The 22784-nt window shown below is 52.3% G+C and carries 23 protein-coding genes; 5 read left to right on the plus strand and 18 right to left on the minus strand.

What is annotated here, in order from left to right:
* Positions 1–10 precede the first annotated feature (10 nt).
* The 13 genes from H581_RS38045 to H581_RS0122385 all read right to left on the minus strand — a co-directional run bounded on the left by H581_RS38045 (position 11) and on the right by H581_RS0122385 (position 12971).
* Positions 11–232: a hypothetical protein gene (locus H581_RS38045; protein ID WP_156889664.1), complete on the minus strand. Its 222-nt coding sequence runs from the start codon at positions 230–232 to the stop codon at positions 11–13.
* A 296-nt stretch (positions 233–528) separates the two neighbouring features.
* Positions 529–1974 (minus strand): family 43 glycosylhydrolase, encoded by a 1446-nt coding sequence (locus tag H581_RS0122330; RefSeq protein ID WP_028611949.1) that lies wholly within the window; start codon positions 1972–1974, stop codon positions 529–531.
* Between the two features lie 352 nt (positions 1975–2326).
* Positions 2327–3193 (minus strand): 5'-3' exonuclease, encoded by an 867-nt coding sequence (locus H581_RS0122335; protein ID WP_028611950.1) that lies wholly within the window; start codon positions 3191–3193, stop codon positions 2327–2329.
* Between the two features lie 36 nt (positions 3194–3229).
* Positions 3230–4438 carry an aminotransferase class I/II-fold pyridoxal phosphate-dependent enzyme gene (locus H581_RS0122340; protein ID WP_028611951.1) on the minus strand — a complete coding sequence of 403 codons (1209 nt, stop codon included), beginning with the start codon at positions 4436–4438 and terminating at the stop codon, positions 3230–3232.
* Positions 4439–4446: 8 nt separating this feature from the next.
* Complete coding sequence (locus H581_RS0122345) at positions 4447–4827, minus strand: arsenate reductase family protein (protein WP_028611952.1); 381 nt, start codon at positions 4825–4827, stop codon at positions 4447–4449.
* 66 nt (positions 4828–4893) lie between these two features.
* Entirely contained in the window at positions 4894–5871 is a 978-nt protein-coding gene (locus H581_RS0122350) for an RluA family pseudouridine synthase (RefSeq protein WP_028611953.1), read from the minus strand.
* A complete protein-coding gene (locus H581_RS0122355; protein ID WP_028611954.1) occupies positions 5864–6454 on the minus strand; it encodes a cob(I)yrinic acid a,c-diamide adenosyltransferase in 591 nt (196 codons plus the stop codon). Before H581_RS0122355 ends, H581_RS0122350 begins: the two co-directional genes overlap by 8 nt.
* 93 nt (positions 6455–6547) lie before the next feature.
* The gene (locus H581_RS0122360; protein ID WP_028611955.1) at positions 6548–7768 is read right to left on the minus strand and encodes an aminotransferase class I/II-fold pyridoxal phosphate-dependent enzyme; all 1221 of its coding nucleotides are present in this window, start codon (positions 7766–7768) and stop codon (positions 6548–6550) included.
* A gap of 16 nt (positions 7769–7784) precedes the next feature.
* On the minus strand, positions 7785–8276 hold the full coding sequence (locus tag H581_RS0122365; RefSeq protein ID WP_028611956.1) for an Lrp/AsnC family transcriptional regulator: 492 nt from the start codon (positions 8274–8276) through the stop codon (positions 7785–7787).
* 127 nt (positions 8277–8403) lie between these two features.
* Complete coding sequence (locus tag H581_RS0122370; protein ID WP_028611957.1) at positions 8404–9582, minus strand: Ger(x)C family spore germination protein; 1179 nt, start codon at positions 9580–9582, stop codon at positions 8404–8406.
* Positions 9579–11042 (minus strand): spore germination protein, encoded by a 1464-nt coding sequence (locus tag H581_RS0122375; protein ID WP_084134723.1) that lies wholly within the window; start codon positions 11040–11042, stop codon positions 9579–9581. Before H581_RS0122375 ends, H581_RS0122370 begins: the two co-directional genes overlap by 4 nt.
* Positions 11039–12160: a GerAB/ArcD/ProY family transporter gene (locus tag H581_RS35035; RefSeq protein WP_051251221.1), complete on the minus strand. Its 1122-nt coding sequence runs from the start codon at positions 12158–12160 to the stop codon at positions 11039–11041. Before H581_RS35035 ends, H581_RS0122375 begins: the two co-directional genes overlap by 4 nt.
* Before the next feature lie 145 nt (positions 12161–12305).
* A complete protein-coding gene (locus H581_RS0122385; protein ID WP_028611959.1) occupies positions 12306–12971 on the minus strand; it encodes a hypothetical protein in 666 nt (221 codons plus the stop codon).
* A 411-nt stretch (positions 12972–13382) separates the two neighbouring features.
* Between H581_RS0122385 and H581_RS35040 the strand changes: the two genes are divergently transcribed.
* Both H581_RS35040 and H581_RS0122395 read left to right on the plus strand, forming a co-directional pair.
* Complete coding sequence (locus H581_RS35040) at positions 13383–13733, plus strand: hypothetical protein (protein ID WP_036719594.1); 351 nt, start codon at positions 13383–13385, stop codon at positions 13731–13733.
* Between the two features lie 96 nt (positions 13734–13829).
* The gene (locus H581_RS0122395; RefSeq protein WP_028611960.1) at positions 13830–14900 is read left to right on the plus strand and encodes a CotH kinase family protein; all 1071 of its coding nucleotides are present in this window, start codon (positions 13830–13832) and stop codon (positions 14898–14900) included.
* A 20-nt stretch (positions 14901–14920) separates the two neighbouring features.
* Here H581_RS0122395 and cysK read toward each other — a convergent pair whose 3' ends face one another.
* The 5 genes from cysK to H581_RS0122425 form a co-directional block, all read right to left on the minus strand.
* Positions 14921–15838 carry a cysteine synthase A gene (gene cysK, locus H581_RS0122400; protein WP_028611961.1) on the minus strand — a complete coding sequence of 306 codons (918 nt, stop codon included), beginning with the start codon at positions 15836–15838 and terminating at the stop codon, positions 14921–14923.
* 23 nt (positions 15839–15861) lie between these two features.
* Positions 15862–17070, minus strand: coding sequence for an MFS transporter (locus H581_RS35045; protein ID WP_051251223.1), 1209 nt, complete (start codon positions 17068–17070; stop codon positions 15862–15864).
* 124 nt (positions 17071–17194) lie between these two features.
* The gene (locus H581_RS0122410; RefSeq protein WP_028611962.1) at positions 17195–17755 is read right to left on the minus strand and encodes a hypothetical protein; all 561 of its coding nucleotides are present in this window, start codon (positions 17753–17755) and stop codon (positions 17195–17197) included.
* A 110-nt stretch (positions 17756–17865) separates the two neighbouring features.
* A complete protein-coding gene (locus H581_RS0122420; RefSeq protein ID WP_028611963.1) occupies positions 17866–18288 on the minus strand; it encodes a DUF350 domain-containing protein in 423 nt (140 codons plus the stop codon).
* A 49-nt stretch (positions 18289–18337) separates the two neighbouring features.
* Positions 18338–20707: an endonuclease MutS2 gene (locus tag H581_RS0122425; RefSeq protein WP_028611964.1), complete on the minus strand. Its 2370-nt coding sequence runs from the start codon at positions 20705–20707 to the stop codon at positions 18338–18340.
* 177 nt (positions 20708–20884) lie between these two features.
* Between H581_RS0122425 and H581_RS0122430 the strand changes: the two genes are divergently transcribed.
* The 3 genes from H581_RS0122430 (at position 20885) to H581_RS0122440 (ending at position 22736) form a co-directional block, all read left to right on the plus strand.
* Positions 20885–21244 carry a phage holin family protein gene (locus H581_RS0122430; RefSeq protein WP_028611965.1) on the plus strand — a complete coding sequence of 120 codons (360 nt, stop codon included), beginning with the start codon at positions 20885–20887 and terminating at the stop codon, positions 21242–21244.
* Positions 21245–21475: 231 nt separating this feature from the next.
* The gene (locus tag H581_RS0122435; protein WP_028611966.1) at positions 21476–21874 is read left to right on the plus strand and encodes a cupredoxin domain-containing protein; all 399 of its coding nucleotides are present in this window, start codon (positions 21476–21478) and stop codon (positions 21872–21874) included.
* A 178-nt stretch (positions 21875–22052) separates the two neighbouring features.
* The gene (locus H581_RS0122440) at positions 22053–22736 is read left to right on the plus strand and encodes an SDR family NAD(P)-dependent oxidoreductase (protein ID WP_245600113.1); all 684 of its coding nucleotides are present in this window, start codon (positions 22053–22055) and stop codon (positions 22734–22736) included.
* Positions 22737–22784 lie beyond the last annotated feature (48 nt).

A 22784-nucleotide genomic window follows, 5' to 3' on the forward strand; every position in this document is an offset into this window, starting at 1 on the left:
TTTTTTACAGTTATAGTTTTTGTTCGATTGACGAATAACAATAAACGAAGCCATTTGAAAGGAGAATTACTTTTGACTGATAAAAACCAACGTAACCGCGACGTGAAACATACGACAACAAAATCGAGCGATCCGGCAAAGCAAGGAAAATCGCCCGTTCAACAGCAAAAGTCGAAATAATCGCATTAAAAATGAACGCAGGGCTGCCGGGGTGCAGCCCTGCTTGGTACATTGAAAAAAACCACTCTGCTCTGCGCAAAAAAAAGGGCGCAAGTTCAAAGTGGTTTTTATTTGACTCGGCGATTAGCTGATCAGCGCAATTAAGCTCTTAAACTCAGCTCTATCGACAAGCTGCAGCTATATGGTCGCCGGTTACGACAATGATATCCGCCTGATCTTTAATAGCTGGTGCCAGCGTTCCGTTACAATTTATCGGTCCTCATTGTGTTAGAAATATTATTCTAAGTGATGATCGGATCGATATATCGTGCGGCTTATTTTCTATATGATTCATATTCGGCAAACAATTCAATGCATTGAACGATACGCAAAGTTTTTGAACGTTACTTTCCCGCTGCCTTGCGCCCATAGAGCCATGCGTAAAGCAAGAAAGCCCCCGAGCGCATTATGATGCCACCCTGATGTTTCGAAGGAATGTTCGAATTTTGTCCACTCCGTGCCGTCTGGGCTGTAATAGAAGACGACCTCATGCTCCATATTGATAAGCCGAACGAATATATGCCGGTAAGGCAATGGTCTCGCAGGCGTTCGCCAGCCTCGAATGATGCCGTGCAGGCCGTCTTCGGAGAGTCCGAGCCCACTGTAGGTCGACTCATTATAGAACAACAAGAACTGCCCTATAGCATCCCCCGTAAACTCGATTTCCACCTGCGCCTCGTAGGCATGATCCACCGGCATAAAGACAAGCGGAACGCTCTGGAGACCGGCGCTTATCGTGACGGCACGTCGATCGACGGCGTAATCGATCGCGCTTTTGGGTTTGTACCAGCTCCAGGGATAGCCCAAACCGCCCGAGTCTGACTGAAATTCGATATCCACCATGCCATGTGCAACGGCTGGGCCGACAGGTTTTCGAATAGGTTCATCGGAACTAACGCCTTCCGGGATACGGAACCATCCATCCTCGGTCCATTCAAGAGGCTCCAGAAGCGTCTGTCTCCCGAGCGTATAATATCCTTTCTCGTAGGCGTGGTAGACGATCCACCAATCGCCGCCCTGCGTATCGACGATCGAACCATGGCCTTTCGAGCACCATTTCTCATTCCGGCCTTGCGTACGGAGAATCGGATTATACGGCGAATCCTCGTACGGTCCCCAAGGAAACCTGGATCTGGCCGACGCCACCATATGACTTGTTGCGGGCCCGGATGACCCTCCTTGCGCCACGGTGAGATAGAAATAACCGTTCCGATAAGTGAGCTTGGGAGACTCCATAAACTTCCCTTCCACCACCCATTCTTCCGGAAACCGCCATCCCTCGTATACCTTGCGGGGAACACCGTTAACCGAGAGGCCGTCCGGCGTAAGTTCAACCATATTGCCGGAACCGTAAAACAAATATCGGTTGCCGTTCCCGTCAGCAATATGTCCGGGGTCGATTCCTCGAATTCCCACTTTTCTAGGAGGACTCCAAGGTCCTGCAGGAGTAGTTGCAGTCAAAACCATAATTTCTTCGTCAATTGGAGCATAAATATAATACTGGCCATCGTAATAAACCAAATCAGGCGCCCATATATTTCCTGCATATTCCGTCAACGCTTTCGCAATCGGCTCCCAATTCACCAAGTCGGTTGAATGCCAGATCAGAAACCCGGGAGCGAATTCAAAACTGGAATGCGTCATGTAATAGTCGTTCCCGACCCTTACAATCGTCGGATCTGCGTAATCCCCTGCCAGAATCGGATTTATATAAGTTCCGTTCCCTTGGTCACCTTTTACCTGCACATCATTCATCTCTGATACTTCCTTTCCTTCGACTTGCGGTTACGAATCGGCATGGCTTCGGCATTTTTACCCAAATTTCAGTATATCATGCCCCGTTCACGCAAACCTTGATTTTCACGTCCTAAAATAGCACCATATAGCCATCTGACGCGCTATGCGGGGAAGCAACGCAGATCACCGATGTCTCCGAAGGCGCAGAAATGCGTGTCGATGTCGTCGTTTCAGAAGAAACACCCTTCAAAGTACCTTCAAGAGGCTAAAACAATTTGTACGTTAATTGGTCAGCCGTAGAAAAAAAACCACTCTGCTCCTGCACAAAAACAAGGCGCAAGTTCAAAGCGGTTTTCATTTGACTCGGCGATTAGCTGATCAACGCAATTAAGCTCTTAAACTCCAGCTCTTCAAATTTCTGCAGGACATTGTCGCGCTTATAGCCCCAGCAGCACAGCTCCAGCTCAGCCGATACGGGAGCGTCACGGCGAATCGTTGCCAGATCGCGGGATAAATGGAGCATGTCAAGATCGGCTTCGATTTTGGCGCGAATCGTTTTGGATATGGCATCGAGATTCGCCAGCAAGCCGTCGATCGAACCATGCTCCTGAATGAGCTTATGCGCCGTCTTCTCCCCAATCCCCTTTACGCCGGGATAATTGTCGCTCGTATCGCCCATGAGTCCTTTAATGTCAATAATCTGCTCAGGAGTTAATTGGCGTTCTTCCATTAGAGTGGCAGGCGTGTACACCATATAATTACCGATGCCTTTCTTCATAATCGCCACCGATACTCGCTCATCGACAAGCTGCAGCATATCATGGTCGCCGGTTACGACAATGATATCCGCCTGATCTTTAAAAGCTGCTGCCAGCGTTCCGATACAATCGTCGGCCTCGAATCCCTCAATTCCGATGTTCGGCACATCGAAGCTGGCTACGACTTCCTTCACCAGATCGAACTGCGGAATCATATCTTCCGGCGCGGACGGCCTGTTCGCCTTGTATCCGTCATATTGCGCGGTGCGGAAAGTCGTGCTTCCCATATCCCAGCAGCAAATGACATGCGTAGGATTAAACGTGTTAATGGCGTCCATGAAATAACGGACAAATCCGTGCACCGCATTTACCGGCACGCCTGCGCTCGTCTTCCGGACACTGCCTCCGAATGACGTTGCGAAATAGGCTCGAAATAAAATGGCCATGCCGTCTACAAGCAGCAATCGTTGTTCGCTCATTGTCTCATCCCTTCAACTTTTATATTATTGATTCTATCATTTATTCCCGCGAATGAAACTTCCAATTCTTCTTGCCGCTTCTTTCAGCCTTTCCTCGCTCTCAACGAGAGCGATTCGGACATAACCTTCGCCTTCTGAGCCGAAAGCTTCCCCGGGTACAACAACGACGCCGGTCGCCTTCAGCATTTCCTGGGAAATTAGACGCGAGTCCCACGGCCTGTCCAGCGACCATAACATTGCAGGCAGCGGCGCCCACACGAACATCGTCGCCTTCGGGGCGGCAACCTGCCAGCCTTCCGCCCTAAGCGCTTCGACGAAGACATCTCTTCGCCGCTCATACAGCTTGCCTGCTTTCGTCAGCTCAGAATTCGACATCGCTTCCTGAAGGGCGGCGATACCCGCCTCCTGCACGGGGTCAAACACGCCGTAATCGATATTGGCTTTCAGCTCGCGCAATGCGCCGACGACTTTTTCGTTTCCGGCTAAAAATCCGATCCGGCAGCCGGCCATGTTGAAGCTTTTGGATAGCGAATGAAATTCGACCGCCTGCTCGGCGGCTCCCGGAATTTGCAAAATGCTCGGCGGCTCGCAGCCGTCGAAGCCCATTTCCGAATAGGCTAAATCATGTACGACCAAAACGCCGTGGCGGCGAGCTTTATCCAGAAGACGCTCGAAGAAAGCTAAATCCGCTACCGCCGAGATCGGATTATTCGGATAGTTGAGCAGAATGAACGTCGCCCGATCCCAATCCTCATCCGGAATGGCGTCCAAATCCGGCATAAACCCGTTCTCCTCGCGCAGCGGCATAAGAACGCATTCAACGCCGGCAAGCGCGAGCGAGGCCGCATAGATCGGATATCCCGGGTTCGGCAGCAGCGCCGTATCGCCCGGATCGCACAGCGCCATTGCCAAATGGGCAAGGCCGTCCTGCGAGCCGAGCAGCGTAACGATCTCCTTGGCCGGGTCCAATTGGGCGCCGAAGCGGTGCTTCATCCACTCCGCAGCCTGCTGACGGAAGGGCAAGCCGCTTCTTGTCGCCGGATAAGCGTACATGTCCGTCCGAAGCGCCGCCGCGCTGAGCGCCTGCCTGACGGCGGGCGTCGGCGGCTGGTCCGGGCTTCCGATGCCAAGATCGATCATATCGAGCCCGCTGGCCGCCGCTTCCAGCTTCCATGCCGCTACCTCGGCAAATATCGAGGACCCCAGGAGAGACAACCGTTCCGATCTCCATTTCGTTTGCGACATTCGCTCAATCACCCTTTTCCATTATTCCATGCCTGTTCGTATTGTTCTTCCTTGTAGCCGACCGTGATTTTGCTGCCGTCCGTTACGATCGGACGCTTGATCAGCATGCCGTGGGCCGCGAGAAGAGCATACTTCTCGTCCTCCGACATCGCGGCCAGCTTGTCCTTCAAGTTCAGCTCCTTATACACTTCACCCGACGTATTAAAAAACTTCTTCAGCTCCAGGCCGCTTCTGGCGACAAGTTCCTTCAGCTCCTTCGCGGTCGGCGTATCGTTTACGATATCTCGCGAAATCACTTCATAACCTTTACTTTGCAACGATTTGACGGCCGCCCGGCATGTGCTGCATTTCGGATATTGAATGATCGTTACTTGCTTCTGTTTCCCCACGGCTGCATTCCTCCACAATTACAGGAGCCTCGTTCAATCGGCAAACGGCTCTCCTGCTATCTATTTTCAAGAACGGTCTAGCGTCGGCATGCGTTGCGTAGAGAGCAGCTGCTCCAGCCTTGCAAGCTCAAGCGGCAGCGAAGCCTGCCACTCCATCCGCTCCCGCGTGATCGGATGCGTGAATCCGAGCGTCTCGGCGTGAAGCGCCTGTCGGCCTGCCGCTTCCTCCCATGCGGAGATTGCGCCCTCCTTCGGTCCATACATCTTATCCCCGATAAGCGGGCAGCCGATATGCTGCATGTGGACCCGAATTTGATGCGTTCTTCCCGTCTCCAGCTTCAAACGGACGGCGGCAGCTGCCGGCGCGCTTCCATCCGCGGTTCGAAAGCACTTCACCGTCTCGTAATGCGTGACCGACGGATAGCCTTCGGGCGTGACGATCCGCACATGCGGTTCATCCGGATTGCGGTCGATCGGCGCATCAACGGTTCCTTTCGCCGGCTCAGGGCTGCCGTACACATAAGCGCGATATAGCTTCAACACGCCGCCAGCCTGCATCTGTTCGGACAACTGCTGGTGTACGTATGACGTCTTCGCTACCGCAACAAGACCCGACGTTTCTTCGTCCAGGCGGTGCACGGGACGGAAGCGAACCCTTTCCCCTTTCTGCTGCCAATGGTAGACGATGCCGTTGGCCATCGTCCCTGTATAATGGCCATGCGTCGGATGAACGATCATCCCCGCCGGTTTATTCACGATCAGCAGATCCTCATCCTCGAATACGATTTGAACCGGAAGGGGCTGCGGCAGGATATCGTCTGACACCTCCCGCTCCATCCGGACGCGGATCACGTCTCCCGTCCGGACGGGAGACGTCGTGTAAACCCGCTTTTCATTAACCGTCAGCCCGTGCTCCGTCAGCTTCACCTGCGACAGCAGCTTGCGGGAGACGCCCAGCTGCCGCTCCAGCACGGACCGGACCGTCTTCCCCTGCTCCGCCTCGGTAACGACCGCGACTAACGGTTTATAATATTGGTTATCCATCCTTCTTCGGCTCTTTTTTCCGTTTTCGGAACACTTCCGCACTCCGCACATATTCCGTATCGGGCACGCCAAGCTTCGCATTGGCGACTCTTGCCGCCGCGAAGAAGAAATCCGATAAACGGTTCAAATAAATTTGAACCTCCGGGTTAACCGCATGCCCGGCCGCAAGCGTGACGACCCTTCTCTCCGCCCTGCGGCATACCGTTCTGCATACATGCAGCAGAGACGATACGGAGCTTCCTCCCGGCAAAATAAATCGCGTAATCTCAGGCGCCTGCGTGATATAGAGGTCAATCCAGCCTTCCAAGCGTTTCGCCGGCTCCGCCGTCATTTTAAGAGGAGCGCCTTCCTTCGCATAAGCCAGATCCGAACCGCAATCAAACAGCTCCTGCTGAATATCGACCAGCCAGCCTGCCATTTCCGCCAGCGGTTCATGTTTCGCCGCTTCTGCGGCCGCCTGCCCGACAAAGCTGTTCAGCTCATCGATCGTGCCGTATGCCTCGACGCGGATATCATCCTTGCGGACCCGCCCGCCGATCAGCGAGGTTTGTCCGCTGTCACCCGTTCTTGTATACAATTTCATCGTCCGATTTCCCCTTTCTAAGGTAAAGCATCCTTCCGCCTTCAAGCAAAAAGCAGGCCGGATATGCTCCTGACCTGCCGCTCGCAACTGCTTCTAACCTTCCTGCTTCAGCTTATATACGAATTGTCCGATCCGATCGAGCGCCTCGGTCAAATTCGTGACGGAGGTCGCATAGGAGCAGCGCAGATGTCCTTCTCCCCCGAGACCGAACACATCGCCCGGCACGGCCGCAACGTTCGCTTCGTCGAGCAGCCGCTGCGCGAAACGCTCGCTTGACAGGCCCGTTGATACGACGGACGGAAAGGCATAGAATGCTCCTTGCGGTTCGTGGCAGGTCAGCCCGATATCGCAGAGCCCTTTGACGACGAGGCGGCGCCGCTGGTTATATGCCTCCACCATCCGGTCCTTCTCTTCCAATCCGTGCTGGAGCGCTTCAAGCGCGGCATACTGTGCCATAATAGGGGCGCACATGACGGTGTACTGATGAATCTTGAGCATCGCCGCGATAAGATCGGAATGTCCGCAAGCGTAGCCCATTCGCCAGCCGGTCATAGCGAACGCTTTGGAGAAGCCGCTGACGAGGATCGTGCGATCCTTCATTCCAGGCATAGCCGCGAAGCTGACATGCCTCGTGCCGTACGTGAGCTCGGCATAAATTTCATCGGATATGACGATCAGATCGTTCTCCTCGACGACCTTGGCAATCGGCAGCCAGTCCTCGTAAGTCATGATGCCGCCCGTCGGATTACTCGGATAACACAAGATAAGTACTTTGGAACGAGGCGTAATGGCTGCTTGAAGCGAATCAGCCTTCAGCTTGAAGCCGTCCCTCGCATAAGTCTCGATGCCTACAGGCTTGCCGCCGCTGAGGGCGGTGATCGGCGAATAGGAAATATAGCAGGGCTCCGGAATCATGATCTCGTCGCCCGGCGCGATTAACGCGCGCAGCGCGAGGTCGATCGCTTCGCTGCCGCCTACCGTAACGACAATTTCATCGGCCGGATTATATTCGACCGCGAATTGATCGTTCAAATATTGGCCGATCGCCCCGCGCAGCTCCGGCATTCCGGCATTGGAGGTGTACTGCGTCTTTCCCGTTTCAAGCGAGTAGACGGCCGCTTCCCGCACATGCCACGGCGTCACAAAATCAGGCTCGCCGACACCTAGTGTGATGACGTCCTTGCGCGAGCTGACCAAATCAAAAAACCGACGGATTCCCGACGGTTTAATGCCCCGGACAAGCGGGGACAAATAATCGGCCATCGACTGACGCTGCCCGGATGCGAAGGATTCCTTCTGTTCGTCTTTAATCATTTGCCATCACCTTTTTTTACGGCGAAACCATCAAGCGATGGTCACCTTCATGCTCCTCGAAGATAATGCCGTCTTGTTTGTATTTTTTCAGGATAAAAAAAGTTTTTGTCGATAAGACCGCGTCGATCGGGGACAGCTTATTCGATACGAAGGAAGCGACCTCCTTCAAATTCTTGCCTTCCACCTCGACCAGCAGATCGTATGCGCCGGACATCAAGTAAACCGATTTCACTTCCGGATATAAATAAATGCGCTCCGCGATTCCTTCGAATCCGCGCCCGCGCTCAGGTGTGATTTGTACCTCGATAAGCGCCGTCACCTTCTCGTCGTCGACCTTGCTCCAGTTCACGACCGTGGCGTATTTCACAATGATATGGTCCTTCTCAAGATCCGTGATCGCCTGTTTCACGTCTTCAGCCGGCACGTCAAGCATCGTTGCAATCAGCTCGGCATCCCTTCGCGCGTCTTCCTTCAGCAGTTCCAGCACCTTCAACTGTAATTCGTTCATTGTATAACTCCTTCCAGTACGCCTCGCGATTATAAAGCATATTTTACAACTTTTTCGATGAACCTGCAAAGAAAAAAACGAAGGGTCCGTGCCGGGTATGAGGGGTTATTCCTTTCGCTTCTGATTATTACTTATTTTCGCCGCTTAATTCAAATTTACCTGAATGCCGAAGATTATACGTCACCTTAACCTTCAATTGATCCTCGCGGGGAAGCCAATTGCCCTTTGCATCCAGCAGCCTCCACTTCGCCAGATGGTAACGGTACAGATGGTGGCCGAGCTCGTACAAATCCAGCTCATTCTCCAGTCCTTTCTTGTAGGTACTCTCGATTTCCTGCTTTACCTGCGCCGCGATAATCCCTTCGATCTCCCCCATCTTCATGTTTCCCGCAAGTTCCGTCACATCCCCCTCCAGCCTCACTGTCATTGCAAACTGAGGCTGACCCTCTTTAAAGGTTGCTTTCAGCTTCTTGGAAGCGCTTCGTATCGCAACTGTCGCTTTGCCGTTTACGCTTTCCGCTCTCAGCATGAAATTATCAAAATGAGGATCAACCCAGCGCAGCCCTTTAACAAGGCCCTCCGGCATATATTTCTTGTATTCCAGTTCCTTGAATACGAAGATACCGGATATCGTTTGCGTTTTGAGAGGCTTGCTCCCGTGCTTCCAAATTGCCTCGCTTACTTCCAATACGGGCAATGTCGTCGTCATGGCCGGTTCCTTCAAGGATTGGACAGCCAGCTGCATTTCACGCGGTCGAATAAAGCTGTACTGCTCTTCATGAGGAAGCGGCGTGTAGGCAATGCTGTTAAGCGGCGATTGGTCAAAGAAAGAATCTGTTGTAAACACCTCCTCGATCGGGCCCTTCGTACCGAATACCCACACGGTGTACCGCGATGTGCGCTGCCGGTTCATACCGTCCAGGATTTCATTCATTTTGCTGGTTGCCCTTTCCTGGATCACGAGCGTTTTTAAATGCTCGATATTCATTTGGGCTTGACCCCCGCGGGTTAAATTTTGCATGGCGAGCATCACCGTATCTCCTTTCCCTGTGCCGATCCATACCGGGCTCGGGTCTGGCTGAGGCGAATCGGTTTTGGCTACCTTGCTAAATTTAATCATTTGCGCATAGATAATGAAGCTGCCCTCCCGGTAGTCGACGCCGATCGCGGATACGTAGCTGACATCCTGCAGGTCGACCTCGTCCCAGCAGCCCTGCAGCAAGCAGGAAGCAGAAAGGATTGCAAGCAGGAAGCCTCCTTGGCGAAGAAGGCGAAATCGCAATCGCTTCTTCAGTACCCGAATCATGTCCGCCCCCTCTTGCGAAGCACCCACGGTTTCTGCAGAATGGCCGATACTAGCTGCTTGAAGCGAACGGGCGCAATCGGCTCCAGATAGGAAGTCCCGAATGATTCCAGGCTGGCCATATAGATAAGAACGGCAAAGGTGCCCGCAAAAAAACCGAATACGCCCAGCACCGAGGAAGCGAGCAAAATGCCGTACCGGAGGATGGTCACGGAGCCGATTAGCGATTGGTTGACCAGCGTGAAGGTGGATACGGCCGTGACGGCAGAAACGACAAGCATCGTAGGCGAGGTTAGGCCGGCGCGAATCGCCGCATCTCCGACGATTAGTCCGCCGACAACCGAGACCGTTTGTCCAACCGGCCTTGGCAGCCTCACTCCCGCTTCGCGGAACACCTCGAACAGCGTCAGCATCATAAACAACTCGATTGTCGCCGACATCGGCAGCCCGATTCGCGATATCGTAACCGTTGCGAGCAGCGTGAACGGAATCTGATCCGTATTAAAGGCAGACAAAGCAATCCAAAAGCCTGGCAGACATAAGGAGAGAACTAATCCAACAAAGCGGAGAAGCCTCTCCAGCGATACAAAATAATAGGGCAAATGCGAATCCTCAGGTGATTTAATAAGAAGCATTAAATTACCCGGGGCGATCAGCGCCGCGGGCGATCCGTCCACCAGCACGGCAATTCTCCCTCTCATAAGCGATTGAACGACATAATCCGGGCGGCCGATGTACTCTAGCAATGGAAACAGCGAATAGGGCTGGTCGGACAGCAGCTCCTCCAGTTCCCCTGCACCGTTCAGCGAGGGAATTTGAATATCTTCCAGCCTTTTTCTCGCTTCTTCGACAAGCTCCGGCTTGGCTTGACCCGCCATGTAGAGAAGCGCGATTTCCGTTTGCGTTTCGGTTCCGATCTTGCGGTATTCCACGTGCAGATGAGGGGTACGAAGCCGTTTGCGCACCAAAGCCATATTAACGGAAAGCTGCTCAACAAAGCCGTCGCGCGGACCTTTGAGCGACACCTCCATCGTTGATTCCTCCGGCGTTCTGGCAGGCTGATTCGAAATATTGTATTCGTAGAACCCGGACCGGCCGGAAAATGCCAGCACCACGCTGCCGGCAAACAATCGAGCGTAAAGATGACGGTTATCCGGGCCATTCTTAATGCGGATCATGCCGTCCAGCTTGATTTCCCGTCCTTCCGGCAAATCGCCGGCTTCCTCTTCCCAACGCTCTAACTGAGGCAGCAGGCCGAGGTGAAACTGCTGGTAGTCGATCATTCCGTCGCAATGGAAGAGATGAACCTCCAGCTGTTTGCTTTTGCCGGCATGCAAGGTATATACAATCACGTCTCTGCACTCGCTCAAGCTTTCCTTAAACTGATCAATCGTTATTTCATCGTCCTGCTCATGGTCGCGGATAAGTTCATGCTCCAATTCATTCCGGTTGCCGCGAGTCATTTCATCACATCCTCCTCAGAGCTGTTCTTAAGCAGCGGATCATTGCCATTTCTCTTCTGAAAGCTTATTCCCCACACGAGAATGACCAGCCCTATTGAAAAATAACCGATATATTGATATTTCCATCTCAAAACCTCATAGTAAATGAGCATATTATGTATGCCGTAATAAGCGGGGGCAGCCATCGCGGCAGCCAAAAGGGATGGAAATATCCACCTTCTTCTCAGCCGCCCGAACGGACTAAATTCCGTAATAATATGCAGCGCAAGCGAAAGGCGAATAAGAGATCCCGACAGCCATTGAAAGATGGCAAGGAAATCCACGTGCTCAAAATACCTTCCGATCGATACCAGCCTCCACTGCGCAAATGCAGGATACTGCATCTTCTCCGCTTCAATCGGCCCAAACTCCGATATCGCGCCGATGAGCGGTCCAATCGTAATGAGCGTAAGGAACAGCGCCACAAGGATAAGATGCCAGCGTTTGAAATCCCCCTTCAAATGATGCTGTATAAACAGCAGGGTAAACATTTCGCTGAATGCGGTCATGGAAATGATGGAAGCTTTGATGACCTGCGGCATGCCGTTCTCGAGCATCGGGAGCAAGTAAAGATAATCCTTATGCGGCATATTCGTCGTCATCACGAAATCGCCAAGGAAAACAACGAGCGGAAGAAGCAGGCAGCTCATATAGGCGATGGTGCGCATCCCCGAAACGGACGCGTATAGACAAAGTCCCAGAAAAACAATCGCAATTACAAATGGCGGCGTATTCGGCAAATAGGTTGTGGCCGTCCATGATGCGGTTACGATTAGCGTTTCTAATGCGATCGATAGCAAGAGAAGCAGGAAACAGCCGATAACGGTCCAGGCAATCACGGGATGCAGCCGCTGCTTCAGCCATTGGTCGATGGGCTTCCGTTCCAGTTTTCGAATGACACCGTAAAGAGGAAACGCCAGCCATGGCAGCATAATGAGAATGGCAACCAAGACGCTTATCCAGGCATCCCGATACGCTATATTCAGCAGCAGCGGAATGGAAAGGACATGGTTCACAAGCCCGACTGATAGGATCACAATAGCGATAGCCGGAAATATACCAAATGATTTTATACGCATTTGTCAATCACTTCCTTATCACGTAATGTTTCCCGAAGTAAGCTTCAAGATGCATTGGCATACCTTAATTTTGCTATTCGATATCTCAAATAAAAAAAAGACTGACTCCAAGCTGCAGGATCAGCTGAGAGCGCAGTCTTTAGAATTACGGAACATGCACCGTCTTCACATGGTCAAAGTGTAAAAATACAGCGTTGCCGCTCGCTGTCGCAATCTCGATCATGCTTTGGTCGACGTTTTTCAAAACGCCGGTTTTGTTCGGGTTTTCGCCTAAATCCAGAACGACGAATTCACCGATTAATTTACGCAGCTGCTGATCGAACGTTCTCGCAAGCGTCAATGACGTAGGCTTTAGAGGAAATTGCTCCGGAGTTAACGTGTACGGAGTGACATTCGGGTTATAAGGAATAAGATATTTTAAATGCTGGAGCGAGATGATCATCGTATGATAGACGGGAGAATAAAAGACAAAAAAATCGTTCATAACGGCTGTCAGATAACCGTGAATGGACTGATTTCCCGTAATGTAAATCTCGGAGAACATTCCTTTTGCGTTCATTAATATTTTGCGGTAGGAGATCGGATCGATATACGGTTCAAACGGCATTTCGGGGACATCGTATTTTTCCTGCTCCTTCAACGATAAGCGCAGCTGCTGCAGATGAATAAGAGGTACATATAAGAACCGGGTCCCGTTATGCAGCACTAGAATATCTTGGCCAAACTCGATCAGCTTGCCTCGTATGAGCGACGCTTTTCCCGAAATCTCCAATTCAACCTGTTGATCCAGCAGCGGATGACGTTGTTTCATATTTTCGCCTCCTCTCATCCGTGGTAGATAGTAGAACTGGACAACGGTCAAGACCTTTGCCCGGCAATCCTGCAGCGTTATTTGCTCACGCGGCGAGCCATTACCGCGGGTTTGGCAGCAGCTGTATTAGCGCGATTCTTTCCGCCGCAGCGGTTGCCTTGCGCATCCTTTATGTTAATTCAACGTCATGACTCTATCAGCAGCATAAAGAATGCTTTATGGCGGGCATCCCCCCTATACTTCATTAGGTTCAACTGTCATGGGAGACGATATGTAATATATTTGTATGTATCCCCAATACTAGGGGTACTAGATTAATATCTATTTATTGAAGATTAAGCAATCAACCCTTCACAAATAATAGAGTTCGCTCATAACTTGTAATATCTTCATACTAGGAGGGGCATAAATTTGGCCAAAAACAAGAATGAGAAGGAAAAAGGTATTACGAGGAAGTACGGCAAGGGGAAAAACTGGACAGCTAGCCGGAACGGCGGCATCCTAATGGACAGCCGGCCTGGCGGCGATAACCTGACTGACGGCAACCGTACCGGCGGCAACCTGACTGGCGGTAGCAAGACATATGGCAATAAGACTGGTGGCAACCTGACTGGAGGGAACCGTACCGGCGGCAACCGCACAGGCGGTAACAAGACTGGCGGCGATATGACTGGCGGTAACCGTACAAGCGGTAATGTACCGGTTCAGCAGGAAGAGACCGATCCGTTTATTTCCGGCAGCGTATGGCAATTTACGCTCTAAACAGTGACCATCTGGGCGCAAGCTGAATAAGGTAAATAAGATCAAAAGCCTATCGTCTAACGGTAGGCTTTATCTTTTGCCTTGGGAGATGGTGAGATGGCTTCAGAAACAATACCCGTCCGGACGATTGCCATTCCGGCATCAGATCTTCAAGAAATTCAAAGGAATGCCTGGGGTCGGGCTTTCAAGCCCGCGGAGCTGGAGCTCGACGGTCAAATTTATAAGGCAGACTTTGGGCTTAGAGGCGGTCATACGCGCAATTATTCGAAGAAATCCTACGAGGTCAGGTTGCAAGACGGCAGAACGCTGCATTGGAATGCCGAATACGACGATCCATCCATGATGCGGAACGCCCTCTCTTTCCATTTTTTCAATAAAATCGGAGTTCCTTCACCGGAGACTACCCATTTTTGGCTCGTTATAAATGGTGAGCCGCAGGGCGTATACTTAGAGATCGAAGCGGTTGACAAGCTTTTTTTCCAGAAAAGGCGCATCGGTTACCGTTCTCTCATCTATGCGGTGAACGACAGCGCGGACTTCAGCCTGACCGACCCCGTCTCGAAAGGCGCCAAGCCTTCGTTGTTTGACGGCTATGAGATGATGCAGGGGAAGAAAGGCACGAAGACCAGACTTGTTTCGTTCATTCAAAATCTCAATCGGCTGTCTGGAAGGAGACTTGGCTCTCATATCGCGCGAAGATTGGACGTCACGCAATATCTACTATGGCTGGCCGGTGCGGTGCTGACCGGAAATTATGACGGCTTCGATCAAAATTACGCGCTTTACGAGCATCGGATCACCGGGAAATACCGTATCATACCATGGGATTATGAAGGCACATGGGGAAGAAACTGCTATGGAAAGCCATGCGGAAGCAATCTCGTTCGCTTGCAGGGATACAATAATCTTACGGCTAAGCTTTTTACCTATCCTTTTTGCCGGAGGAAGTACCGGAGCATCGTCAAGCGGCTGCTTCGGACGGCGTTCACGGCCGAGAAGCTCCAACCGGTGATCAACCGGATGCACCGGCGGCTGTCGCCGGCCATTCGAAGCGACTACACGCGAAAAGCCAGCTACGATACGTTCCTATCGGAGCCGGCTTTTATCCGCCATTATATTGAGGAGAGACGTCAAATCCTGCAGCAAGCGTTGCGGAAATGGGAATAGAGCAGCGGCTGCCGCTCCTTTTAAAAAATATTCATGCTCATATATCTCTCGCCCGTATCCGGTGCTATGCAAAGCACGCGCTTGCCGGTGCCGAGCCTTCTCGCCACCCGCATCGCCGCCCAAACCGAGGCGCCGGACGAAGGGCCCAGCAGCAAGCCTTCAAGCCGCGCTAAGCTCTTCATCGTTGCTATAGCATCCTCATCGGATACTTGAATGATTTCATTATAAATCGTCGTATTCAGAATCGCGGGTACGAAGCCGGGGCTCGTGCCGACCAGCTTATGCGGGCCCGGCTGTCCTCCGGACAAGACGGGCGACCCCTTCGGCTCAACGACCGCGACATGCAGCTGCGGCATGATTTCTTTAAGCGCCTCGCCCGTACCGGTAATCGTTCCTCCGGTACCCGCAGTCGCAACGAAGGCATCCAGTTTGCCTTCGGTTTGCCTGATGATTTCTTGCGCGGTCGTCACTTTATGAATTTGCGGATTCGCCTCGTTCTCGAATTGATTCGGGATAAAGCTTCCCGGCCGCTCCGCCTGCAGCTCAAGCGCTCTGCGTATAGCGCCCGGCATCCGCTGCGCCGCGGGCGTCAGCACGACATCGGCGCCGTATGCCTTCAGCAGCTTGATCCGTTCAGCGGTCATGTTATCCGGCATAACCAAAATCATTTTATAGCCTTTGGCTGCCGCATTCATCGCCAGTCCGATGCCCGTATTTCCGCTCGTCGGTTCGATGATCGTATCGCCGGGACGGATTAGCCCGCGCTGCTCGGCATCCCGGATAAGAGAGAACGCCGCTCGATCCTTCACGCTGCCGCTTGGATTAAACCGCTCCAGCTTCACGCATACCTCGGCGCTGTTCTCCTCCTGCAGCCGATTCAACCGGACAACCGGGGTATCCCCGATCAGCTCCGTAACGTCCGTAACGATTCTGGGCATTTTTATGTCCTCCCTCCCGAAGGTTATGATATCTGTCGCTGCTGTTCCAAGAACGGTTTTATAAACCACCAGCCCGCAATCGGAACGATGCCGACCGCAAATAAGAGCCATGTAATGGCAACCGCAGATTGGTTCTGCGGAAGTACGATTAAGTACGAGGTCAGGCCGATAATCCTGCCGATAACAAGACCTGCCTCACGCAGCACGATAAATTCCTCTCTCTCCCGCGCACTTTCCTCCGTCTGCCCGATAAGGTCGAATACCCGCGATGTCATCGGAATCGTGTAAAGCGGTATAAATAAGGAGGTACCGATTCCGAACATCAGCAGCGTCGCATAAGATACGTTCCAAAATAACGGCAGGATCACGACGGCGATCATTATGACCCCGATCAGCATCACGATTTTACGGTTATTTTTCTTCAAATACTTGCCGACAAGCCAGAAGCTGATTAATGCCACCAGCGAGGTAATAAGCGAGAAGGTGCCGAGCTTGCTCTCGTCTTTGGTCGCGGTATAAACCGTAAGCCCGACCAGAAACATAAACACGCCTTCTCGCACGCCCTGTGCCGCAATAGCCGGAAACATGCGGCGCCATGGATTGCCCTTCTGCATCAGCTGCTGTACGCCGTGCTTCCAATTATAAATTCCTTGCCCGTGCCTTTTCTTCAGCCAGAAGCTGAGTACGACGCCGACCGCGAAGATGATAAGCGATATGGTGAAGATTAACCGGTAACCCTTCTCGCCCTTCAGCGTGGTAATGAGCAAACCGGATACCCACGGGGCAATGATGCCGGCTCCGGAGCCTAGAAACCCGGCCCAGCCGTTATAGCGGTCCCTATTATCCGGCCCCGTCACTTCAAAGTAGATGACATTAAAGGCTACCCAAAAAAAGCCTTGCGCCATGCCGTTCAAAATGCCGAGCGGTACGCCGTACGTTTTTGCCTGCTGGCCTAATAGGAGCACAGTGCAATAAAACAAGCCGGATAACACGATGCCGATACGCAGGCTGTTCATTTTGTTATGCTCCTTGACCCATTTCCCCGCAATCCAAAATATAAGCCCGCTCGTCGCGTATTGGCCTAACGTGAACCATCCGATCAGCATGTAGGACTGACTTGCTTTCCATAAGTACACCGGAACGAAAGTACCTGATAACGCGTTCGCAATGCCGTATAGCGCTTGGACAAGAAGCAACAGCACGCATTGTCCGCCTAGAGCTGCTTTTACCAAAACGATTCCTCCCGCACCTCGTAAACAGCTGTCATGGAATGTCCGTTTACGTTGTTAGAATTACGTTTTGTAAGTTTCCCCTATCGGCTGCGAGGCATGCCCGTCCATTATTACCAGTTACGCGTTATTCGTTCGGCGTCAATCGTTTAATCATCCGCTCGCGATCCTCTTTGCTGAGCAAGGCGGAGGTATGGAAGCAAGCCGGACATATGTACGTAATCAGTTTAAAAGGCGCCGTCAGCACCGGCCCGTTGATGGACGGCGCTATTCTGGGCTCGAAATGCTGCTCGCCGACTAGCTGCATTCCGGCCTCCAGCATATATTCCCTGCAGGCCGGACATTCGGGAACCTCGTCCTGGTCGTCGGTAATGCCCTGAAGCGAATGCTCAATGGCCAACCAGGATTTATCCGCGCTGCGGTAGCCTTGTCCCTGCTTCAGCCAGCTGTCATGATCCATTCCGGAGTCATCCTCCCCGTCTTCCTCGCTCCAGGCCGATGACCGTGCTGACGCCGTTTGGGAACGCTCGACATACTCCTCCTGCTCCTCCTCCCCAGAGCCCCCTAGCTCCAGCGAACGGTAAGCGCTCAGCTCGTTCTCGCAATGCGGACAGTGCTGCTCCGGCCCGATTTCCTCATCCCATACGATTTCCGTCAAGCACCACGGACAAATCACTTGCTCTTTCATCTCATGACTTCCCTTCTAATTGTTCATTAAGTATACGAATCCGAATGCAAAAAACAAGATCGCCACGACCATTAAAACCTTCCATAAATATTTCATAATGGCTTCCTCCGCTATATGATGACAGTAGCTCCAATAACATAAGAAAGGGAAACGGAAATAACCATCGCCGTCAGCCCAACCGCGCGGTTATCGCGGGAAATTTCTTCGTCAATCCGAAAAACAGGTGTGAGGAATTCAAATAAAAAATAGGCCGCCAACAATATGACATAACCGAACGTTCCCCAAATTAAGCTCTCATAAACGGAATCGTTGGATTGGATGGAGAAGCGAAAAATATTACAAATGCCGAATATTTTGCCGCCGGTCGCCATAGCTACGGACAAATTTCCTTTTTTGATCTCGCTCCAGCATTTATACCGGGTTACCAGCTCAAAGACAGATAAAAAAACAATGAGCGACAAAACCGTAACCGATACATAAACGAGAGAAGCGGCATACGGGTTGTCAAGCAGCTTATCGACTTCATTATCCATACCGTTCACCTCCATCATCAGGCTGTTTCCCTTGCAGGAGAAGCCGGCGTTATTTCAGCTCCGCTACTGTAACGCCAATGCCGCCCTCGCCGTAATTGCCTATACGGAAGCTCTTCACATGGCTGTGCTTCCGCAAATACTGCTGAATCCCCGTACGCAGCACGCCTGTGCCTTTGCCGTGAATAATCGAGACCTGGCCGAGTCCGGACAGAAACGCTTCATCCAGAAACCGGTCAACCTCCAATATCGCTTCCTCCAAATTTTCGCCGCGCAAATCAAGCTCCATCTTGACGCTGTCATCGCGCGAGCGCTTCAAGCTGGCAGCCTGCTTCGGCTGCTGAGGCTTAACGGATGCCGTTGATTTCAACAGCTCAAGATCGTCCAGCGCCACCTTCATCTTCATAATCCCAAGCTGTACCGTCGCGTCCGTGCCGTGAATTTCGACGACCGTCCCCTTTTGATTCAGGCTGTATACCGTCACTTCATCACCAGCCTCGATTTTTGCCGGTTTATGGGAAGGTTTTGCGGAGGCGCGCTTCGACTGCTGCTGCTCCGGCGCGGCTTCGTCAAGCCTGCGCCGAGCTTCGATAAGCTTGTGCTCCTTCACCGAAGCCCCTTCCTCAAGCGCCAGCTTGCGCAGGTCGGCGATAATCTGCTCCGCTTCCCGCTTCGCCTTCGCGACGGCTTCGCGCGCTTCTTCCTGCGCCTTCTGCAGAAGTTTATCCTTCTGTTCCTCGAACCGCTCGCGTTCCGCTTCATGACGGGCCCTCAGCGTCTCCATTTCGCGCCTGAACGATTCCGCCGTTTGACGTTCCGTTTCGGCGCTTAAGCGGTTCTCCTCCAACGATGCAATCATATTCTCAACCCGTTGATCCTCTTCGCTGACCTCGCCCCGCGCATGATCGATAATGGTGCGCGGAAGCCCCAGCCGTTCCGCGATGGCGAATGCGTTGCTGCGGCCCGGTACGCCGACGAGCAGCCGGTACGTCGGACTGAGCGTAGCCACGTCGAATTCCATGCTCGCATTGATAACGCCTTTCCGGTTATAGGCGTATGCCTTGAGCTCGCTGTAATGCGTTGTCGCTACGATTCGGCTTTCCATCGCGTGTACATGCTCCAATATCGCTATCGCAAGGGCGCTGCCCTCCGCAGGGTCGGTTCCCGCACCCAGCTCATCTAACAGCACCAGACTTTTGGACGTCATCGAGCTTAATATCCGAATGATGTTTTTCAAATGGCTGGAGAAGGTGCTCAGGCTCTGCTCAATGCTTTGCTCGTCGCCAATGTCGGCATATATCGCATCGAACACGCAGAGCTGACTGCCGTCCTCGGCCGGAACGAATAAACCCGACATGGCCATCAAGCTGAGCAAGCCGATCGTCTTGAGCGATACCGTCTTGCCGCCGGTATTCGGTCCCGTCACGATAATTGCGGTATAGTTATTGCCCAGCTCGACATCGATAGGCACAACCTTATCCGCCTCAATTAACGGATGGCGGCCGCGCTTTAGCTTCAAGAAACCTCTGTCATTCATCCGAGGCAGCGTCGCTTTCATTTCATGGGCCAGCCGTGCTTTAGCGTATGCGAAATCAATCTGGCCGAGCAGATCCAGATTGTAGAGAAGGTCCTCTACATAATCGGAAGTTAAGGCCGTCAGCTTCTGCAGTATTTTCTCGATTTCCCGCTGCTCGCCTGCCTTCAGCTCCCGCAGCTTATTGTTCATCGCCACGATCGTCTCCGGCTCGATGAACAAGGTTGCGCCCGAACCGGATTGATCATGTACAATTCCGCCAAAATGCGCCCGGTATTCCTGCTTAACCGGAATAACGTAGCGGTCGTTGCGAAGGGTAATAATCGCTTCCTGAAGCATTTTTTGCACGGAAGAGGAGCGGATCATCTGCTCAAGCTTCTCTCGAATCCGCGATTCGCCGCTACGGAGCTCCCGCCTGATTGAAGCGAGCTCGGCGCTGGCGGTGTCCATCACTTCAGCTTGGTCGTCGATGCAATCGAAGATGGCGTCCTCAAGCTGCTTATGTTCGCTGATCAGATCAGCGGTGCCCGCAAGCAGCGGGATCGGATGATGGTCTTCATGCAGGCCGTTCATATGCTTCTTCACGCGGCGTCCGCCGCGCGCCGTTGAAGCAATTTCAAGCAGCTCGGCCGGATTCAGCGTACCGCCGATACGCGACCGGTGCAGAGCGGCTTTGATATCGGCAACTCCGCCGAAGGGCGCGCTTCCTTTTAACCGGTCGGCGGCGTATGCTTCATCCGTAATTTGCAGCGTCATCTTGACGGCTTCCAGATCGGATACCGGCTGCAGCGCTTCAGCTGCCGCTTTGCCGAGCGATGTTGCGGCATGCTGAGACAATCTATATATGATTTTCGGATATTCCAGTGTCGTCAAAATTTTTGAATCCAACATTTAACACTCCTCTCGCCTTCTTATTATAGCCGAACCGCGGGCGCGTTGCACGGTTGATCCGGGTTATCATACATAAATCATGCACAAATGGTCACAATATTAATGATCGAACCGCCTTACAAAATCACTTTTGCAATGACATTACGAAAGTTCAGGTTAAGGAGGGTTTAAATAATGACGTTTTTAGGCCATATCGTGCGCTTTATCGTTGCTGCTTTAGTGCTTATGCTTGTCGGGTTTATCGTACCGCAATTCAGCGTCGGCGGATTTTGGAGCGCTTTATTTCTCGCATTGGTCATTGCGGTTCTCGGATGGATTATCGAAGGAATATTCGGTAAAAGAGTCACGCCGTTTGGCCGCGGGATTGTAGGCTTTCTTGCCAGCGCAGCGGTCATCTGGATCGCGCAATTTATTGTCGGCGGCGTCGAGGTCACATTACTTGGAGCTATATTGGCAGCTCTTGTAATCGGGATTATCGATCTGTTCATTCCAGTCAGCTCGCCGTACGAAGCCGGCCGGCGCGACCGCAGTTGATGGAACTCGCCGTACGGGAAGCGGCAGCCCTTGACAGCCCTTTTGAGGCCGTCAAGGGCTGTTTGCTGCGATCGGACGAGGCTCGATCCCACCTGAAATTCACAGGTTATTCATAAGTTTGTCATCGCGCTGTCACTCATTTCCAAGTGAGATAGGTTACAATAGAACCGAAACAGGAATAAAACATCTCGTCCGTTTTTTGGCGGATAATCGAAAGGGGCAGCTGTTCAAATGAAAAAATGGTTACTATTTGCGGGCGCGATGTGCCTGGTCGTCGTTCTTGCGGCATGCGGCGCGAATAATGCAAGCAACGCAAACACCGGAGCAAATCAAGAGGCTGAGAACGCAATTGCCGACAGCGGCGCGGCATCCTCTGAAATCGTGATAACGGCATCCAACTGGGAATTTGATCAGAAGGAGTACAAGATCAAAGCCGGCGAAACGGTTAATCTTAAGCTCGATTCCATAGAAGGCATGCACAGCGCAAAAATTCAAAAAACCGATTATGAAGTAAATAACGGCAAAACCGTCGCCGTTAACATTTCCGAGCCGGGCAGCTACGAAATCATTTGCAACGTTCCTTGCGGCCAAGGACACCGGACGATGAAATCGACTCTCGTCGTGGAATAAGCTTTATTCGTAATAAGTCCGGGGCTTTTGACCCGGGCTTATTTTATGTCGATAGGCCGGCGCGGCATATATAACGTTTCCTTTTAAAAATAGCAAAAAAGTCTGATGGGTATTCCGCTTCCCCTGCCGCCCCCTCCTCTGATAAGATATTCTCAAGCATATTCGGGATGGAGGAATAATGATGGGAGTACTAGACAACAGGGTCGCCATGATCAGCGGAGCTGGCACAGGGCTAGGCCGGGCAACATCAATATCCTTCGCTACTGAAGGCGCAGACGTCGTTCTCCTCGGAAGACGCAGACCAAAGCTGGAGGAAACGGCGCAGATCGTCAAGGAGCGGACGGGCAAGGAAGCTCTTGTGATTCAAACGGACGTATCCGATGAGCGTCAGATTCAAGAAGCAGTCACAGCTGTGCTTGACCGCTTTGGCCGAGTCGATATTATTCTGAACAATGCGGCCGTATTCGAGCCGGGAACCGTGCTTGAACTGACGTCGAGCGAATGGCAAAATCAAATCGCAATTAATCTTACCGGACCGTTTCTGCTGACGAAGGCCGTATTGCCGGCGATGCGCAAAGCGAAATACGGACGAATCATTAATATTACTTCCGGGCTTTCCTGGAACGGCGCAGGCGGTTATGCCGCTTACAGCGCAGCGAAAGCCGGCTTGGAATCATTGACCCGTACGCTGGCGGATGAGGAACATGAACACGGCATTCTGGCGAACCTGTATAATCCCGGCACGCTGCGTACCGAGATGCATGCGACCGGCAAAGATCCCACAATCGTAACGCCCGATCTTATCCGGTTAGCCAGCCTGCCGGTCGGCGGACCGACCGGAACGATTGTATCGTACGGGTAATGTCATTTCGGTCATATGGAACTCTTCCGTAAGCCGTCTCTCCGTTTA

The sequence above is a fragment of the Paenibacillus harenae DSM 16969 genome, from assembly GCF_000422465.1.
Lineage (GTDB): Bacteria > Bacillota > Bacilli > Paenibacillales > Paenibacillaceae > Pristimantibacillus > Pristimantibacillus harenae.

Bases quoted from the DNA above. Each gene is read 5' to 3' on its own strand.
- H581_RS0122360 (WP_028611955.1), bottom strand. From the start codon at position 7,768: ATGATTAAAGACGAACAGAAGGAATCCTTCGCATCCGGGCAGCGTCAG.
- H581_RS0122375 (WP_084134723.1), bottom strand. From the start codon at position 11,042: ATGACTCGCGGCAACCGGAATGAATTGGAGCATGAACTTATCCGCGAC.
- H581_RS38045 (WP_156889664.1), bottom strand. From the start codon at position 232: ATGTACCAAGCAGGGCTGCACCCCGGCAGCCCTGCGTTCATTTTTAAT.
- H581_RS0122335 (WP_028611950.1), bottom strand. From the start codon at position 3,193: ATGAGCGAACAACGATTGCTGCTTGTAGACGGCATGGCCATTTTATTT.
- cysK (WP_028611961.1), bottom strand. From the start codon at position 15,838: ATGCCCAGAATCGTTACGGACGTTACGGAGCTGATCGGGGATACCCCG.
- H581_RS0122410 (WP_028611962.1), bottom strand. From the start codon at position 17,755: ATGAAAGAGCAAGTGATTTGTCCGTGGTGCTTGACGGAAATCGTATGG.
- H581_RS35035 (WP_051251221.1), bottom strand. From the start codon at position 12,160: ATGCGTATAAAATCATTTGGTATATTTCCGGCTATCGCTATTGTGATC.
- H581_RS0122330 (WP_028611949.1), bottom strand. From the start codon at position 1,974: ATGAATGATGTGCAGGTAAAAGGTGACCAAGGGAACGGAACTTATATA.
- H581_RS0122365 (WP_028611956.1), bottom strand. From the start codon at position 8,276: ATGAACGAATTACAGTTGAAGGTGCTGGAACTGCTGAAGGAAGACGCG.
- H581_RS0122355 (WP_028611954.1), bottom strand. From the start codon at position 6,454: ATGAAATTGTATACAAGAACGGGTGACAGCGGACAAACCTCGCTGATC.
- H581_RS0122340 (WP_028611951.1), bottom strand. From the start codon at position 4,438: ATGTCGCAAACGAAATGGAGATCGGAACGGTTGTCTCTCCTGGGGTCC.
- H581_RS0122385 (WP_028611959.1), bottom strand. From the start codon at position 12,971: ATGAAACAACGTCATCCGCTGCTGGATCAACAGGTTGAATTGGAGATT.
- H581_RS0122370 (WP_028611957.1), bottom strand. From the start codon at position 9,582: ATGATTCGGGTACTGAAGAAGCGATTGCGATTTCGCCTTCTTCGCCAA.
- H581_RS0122440 (WP_245600113.1), top strand. From the start codon at position 22,053: ATGATGGGAGTACTAGACAACAGGGTCGCCATGATCAGCGGAGCTGGC.
- H581_RS0122435 (WP_028611966.1), top strand. From the start codon at position 21,476: ATGAAAAAATGGTTACTATTTGCGGGCGCGATGTGCCTGGTCGTCGTT.
- H581_RS0122420 (WP_028611963.1), bottom strand. From the start codon at position 18,288: ATGGATAATGAAGTCGATAAGCTGCTTGACAACCCGTATGCCGCTTCT.
- H581_RS0122395 (WP_028611960.1), top strand. From the start codon at position 13,830: ATGGCTTCAGAAACAATACCCGTCCGGACGATTGCCATTCCGGCATCA.
- H581_RS0122430 (WP_028611965.1), top strand. From the start codon at position 20,885: ATGACGTTTTTAGGCCATATCGTGCGCTTTATCGTTGCTGCTTTAGTG.
- H581_RS0122350 (WP_028611953.1), bottom strand. From the start codon at position 5,871: ATGGATAACCAATATTATAAACCGTTAGTCGCGGTCGTTACCGAGGCG.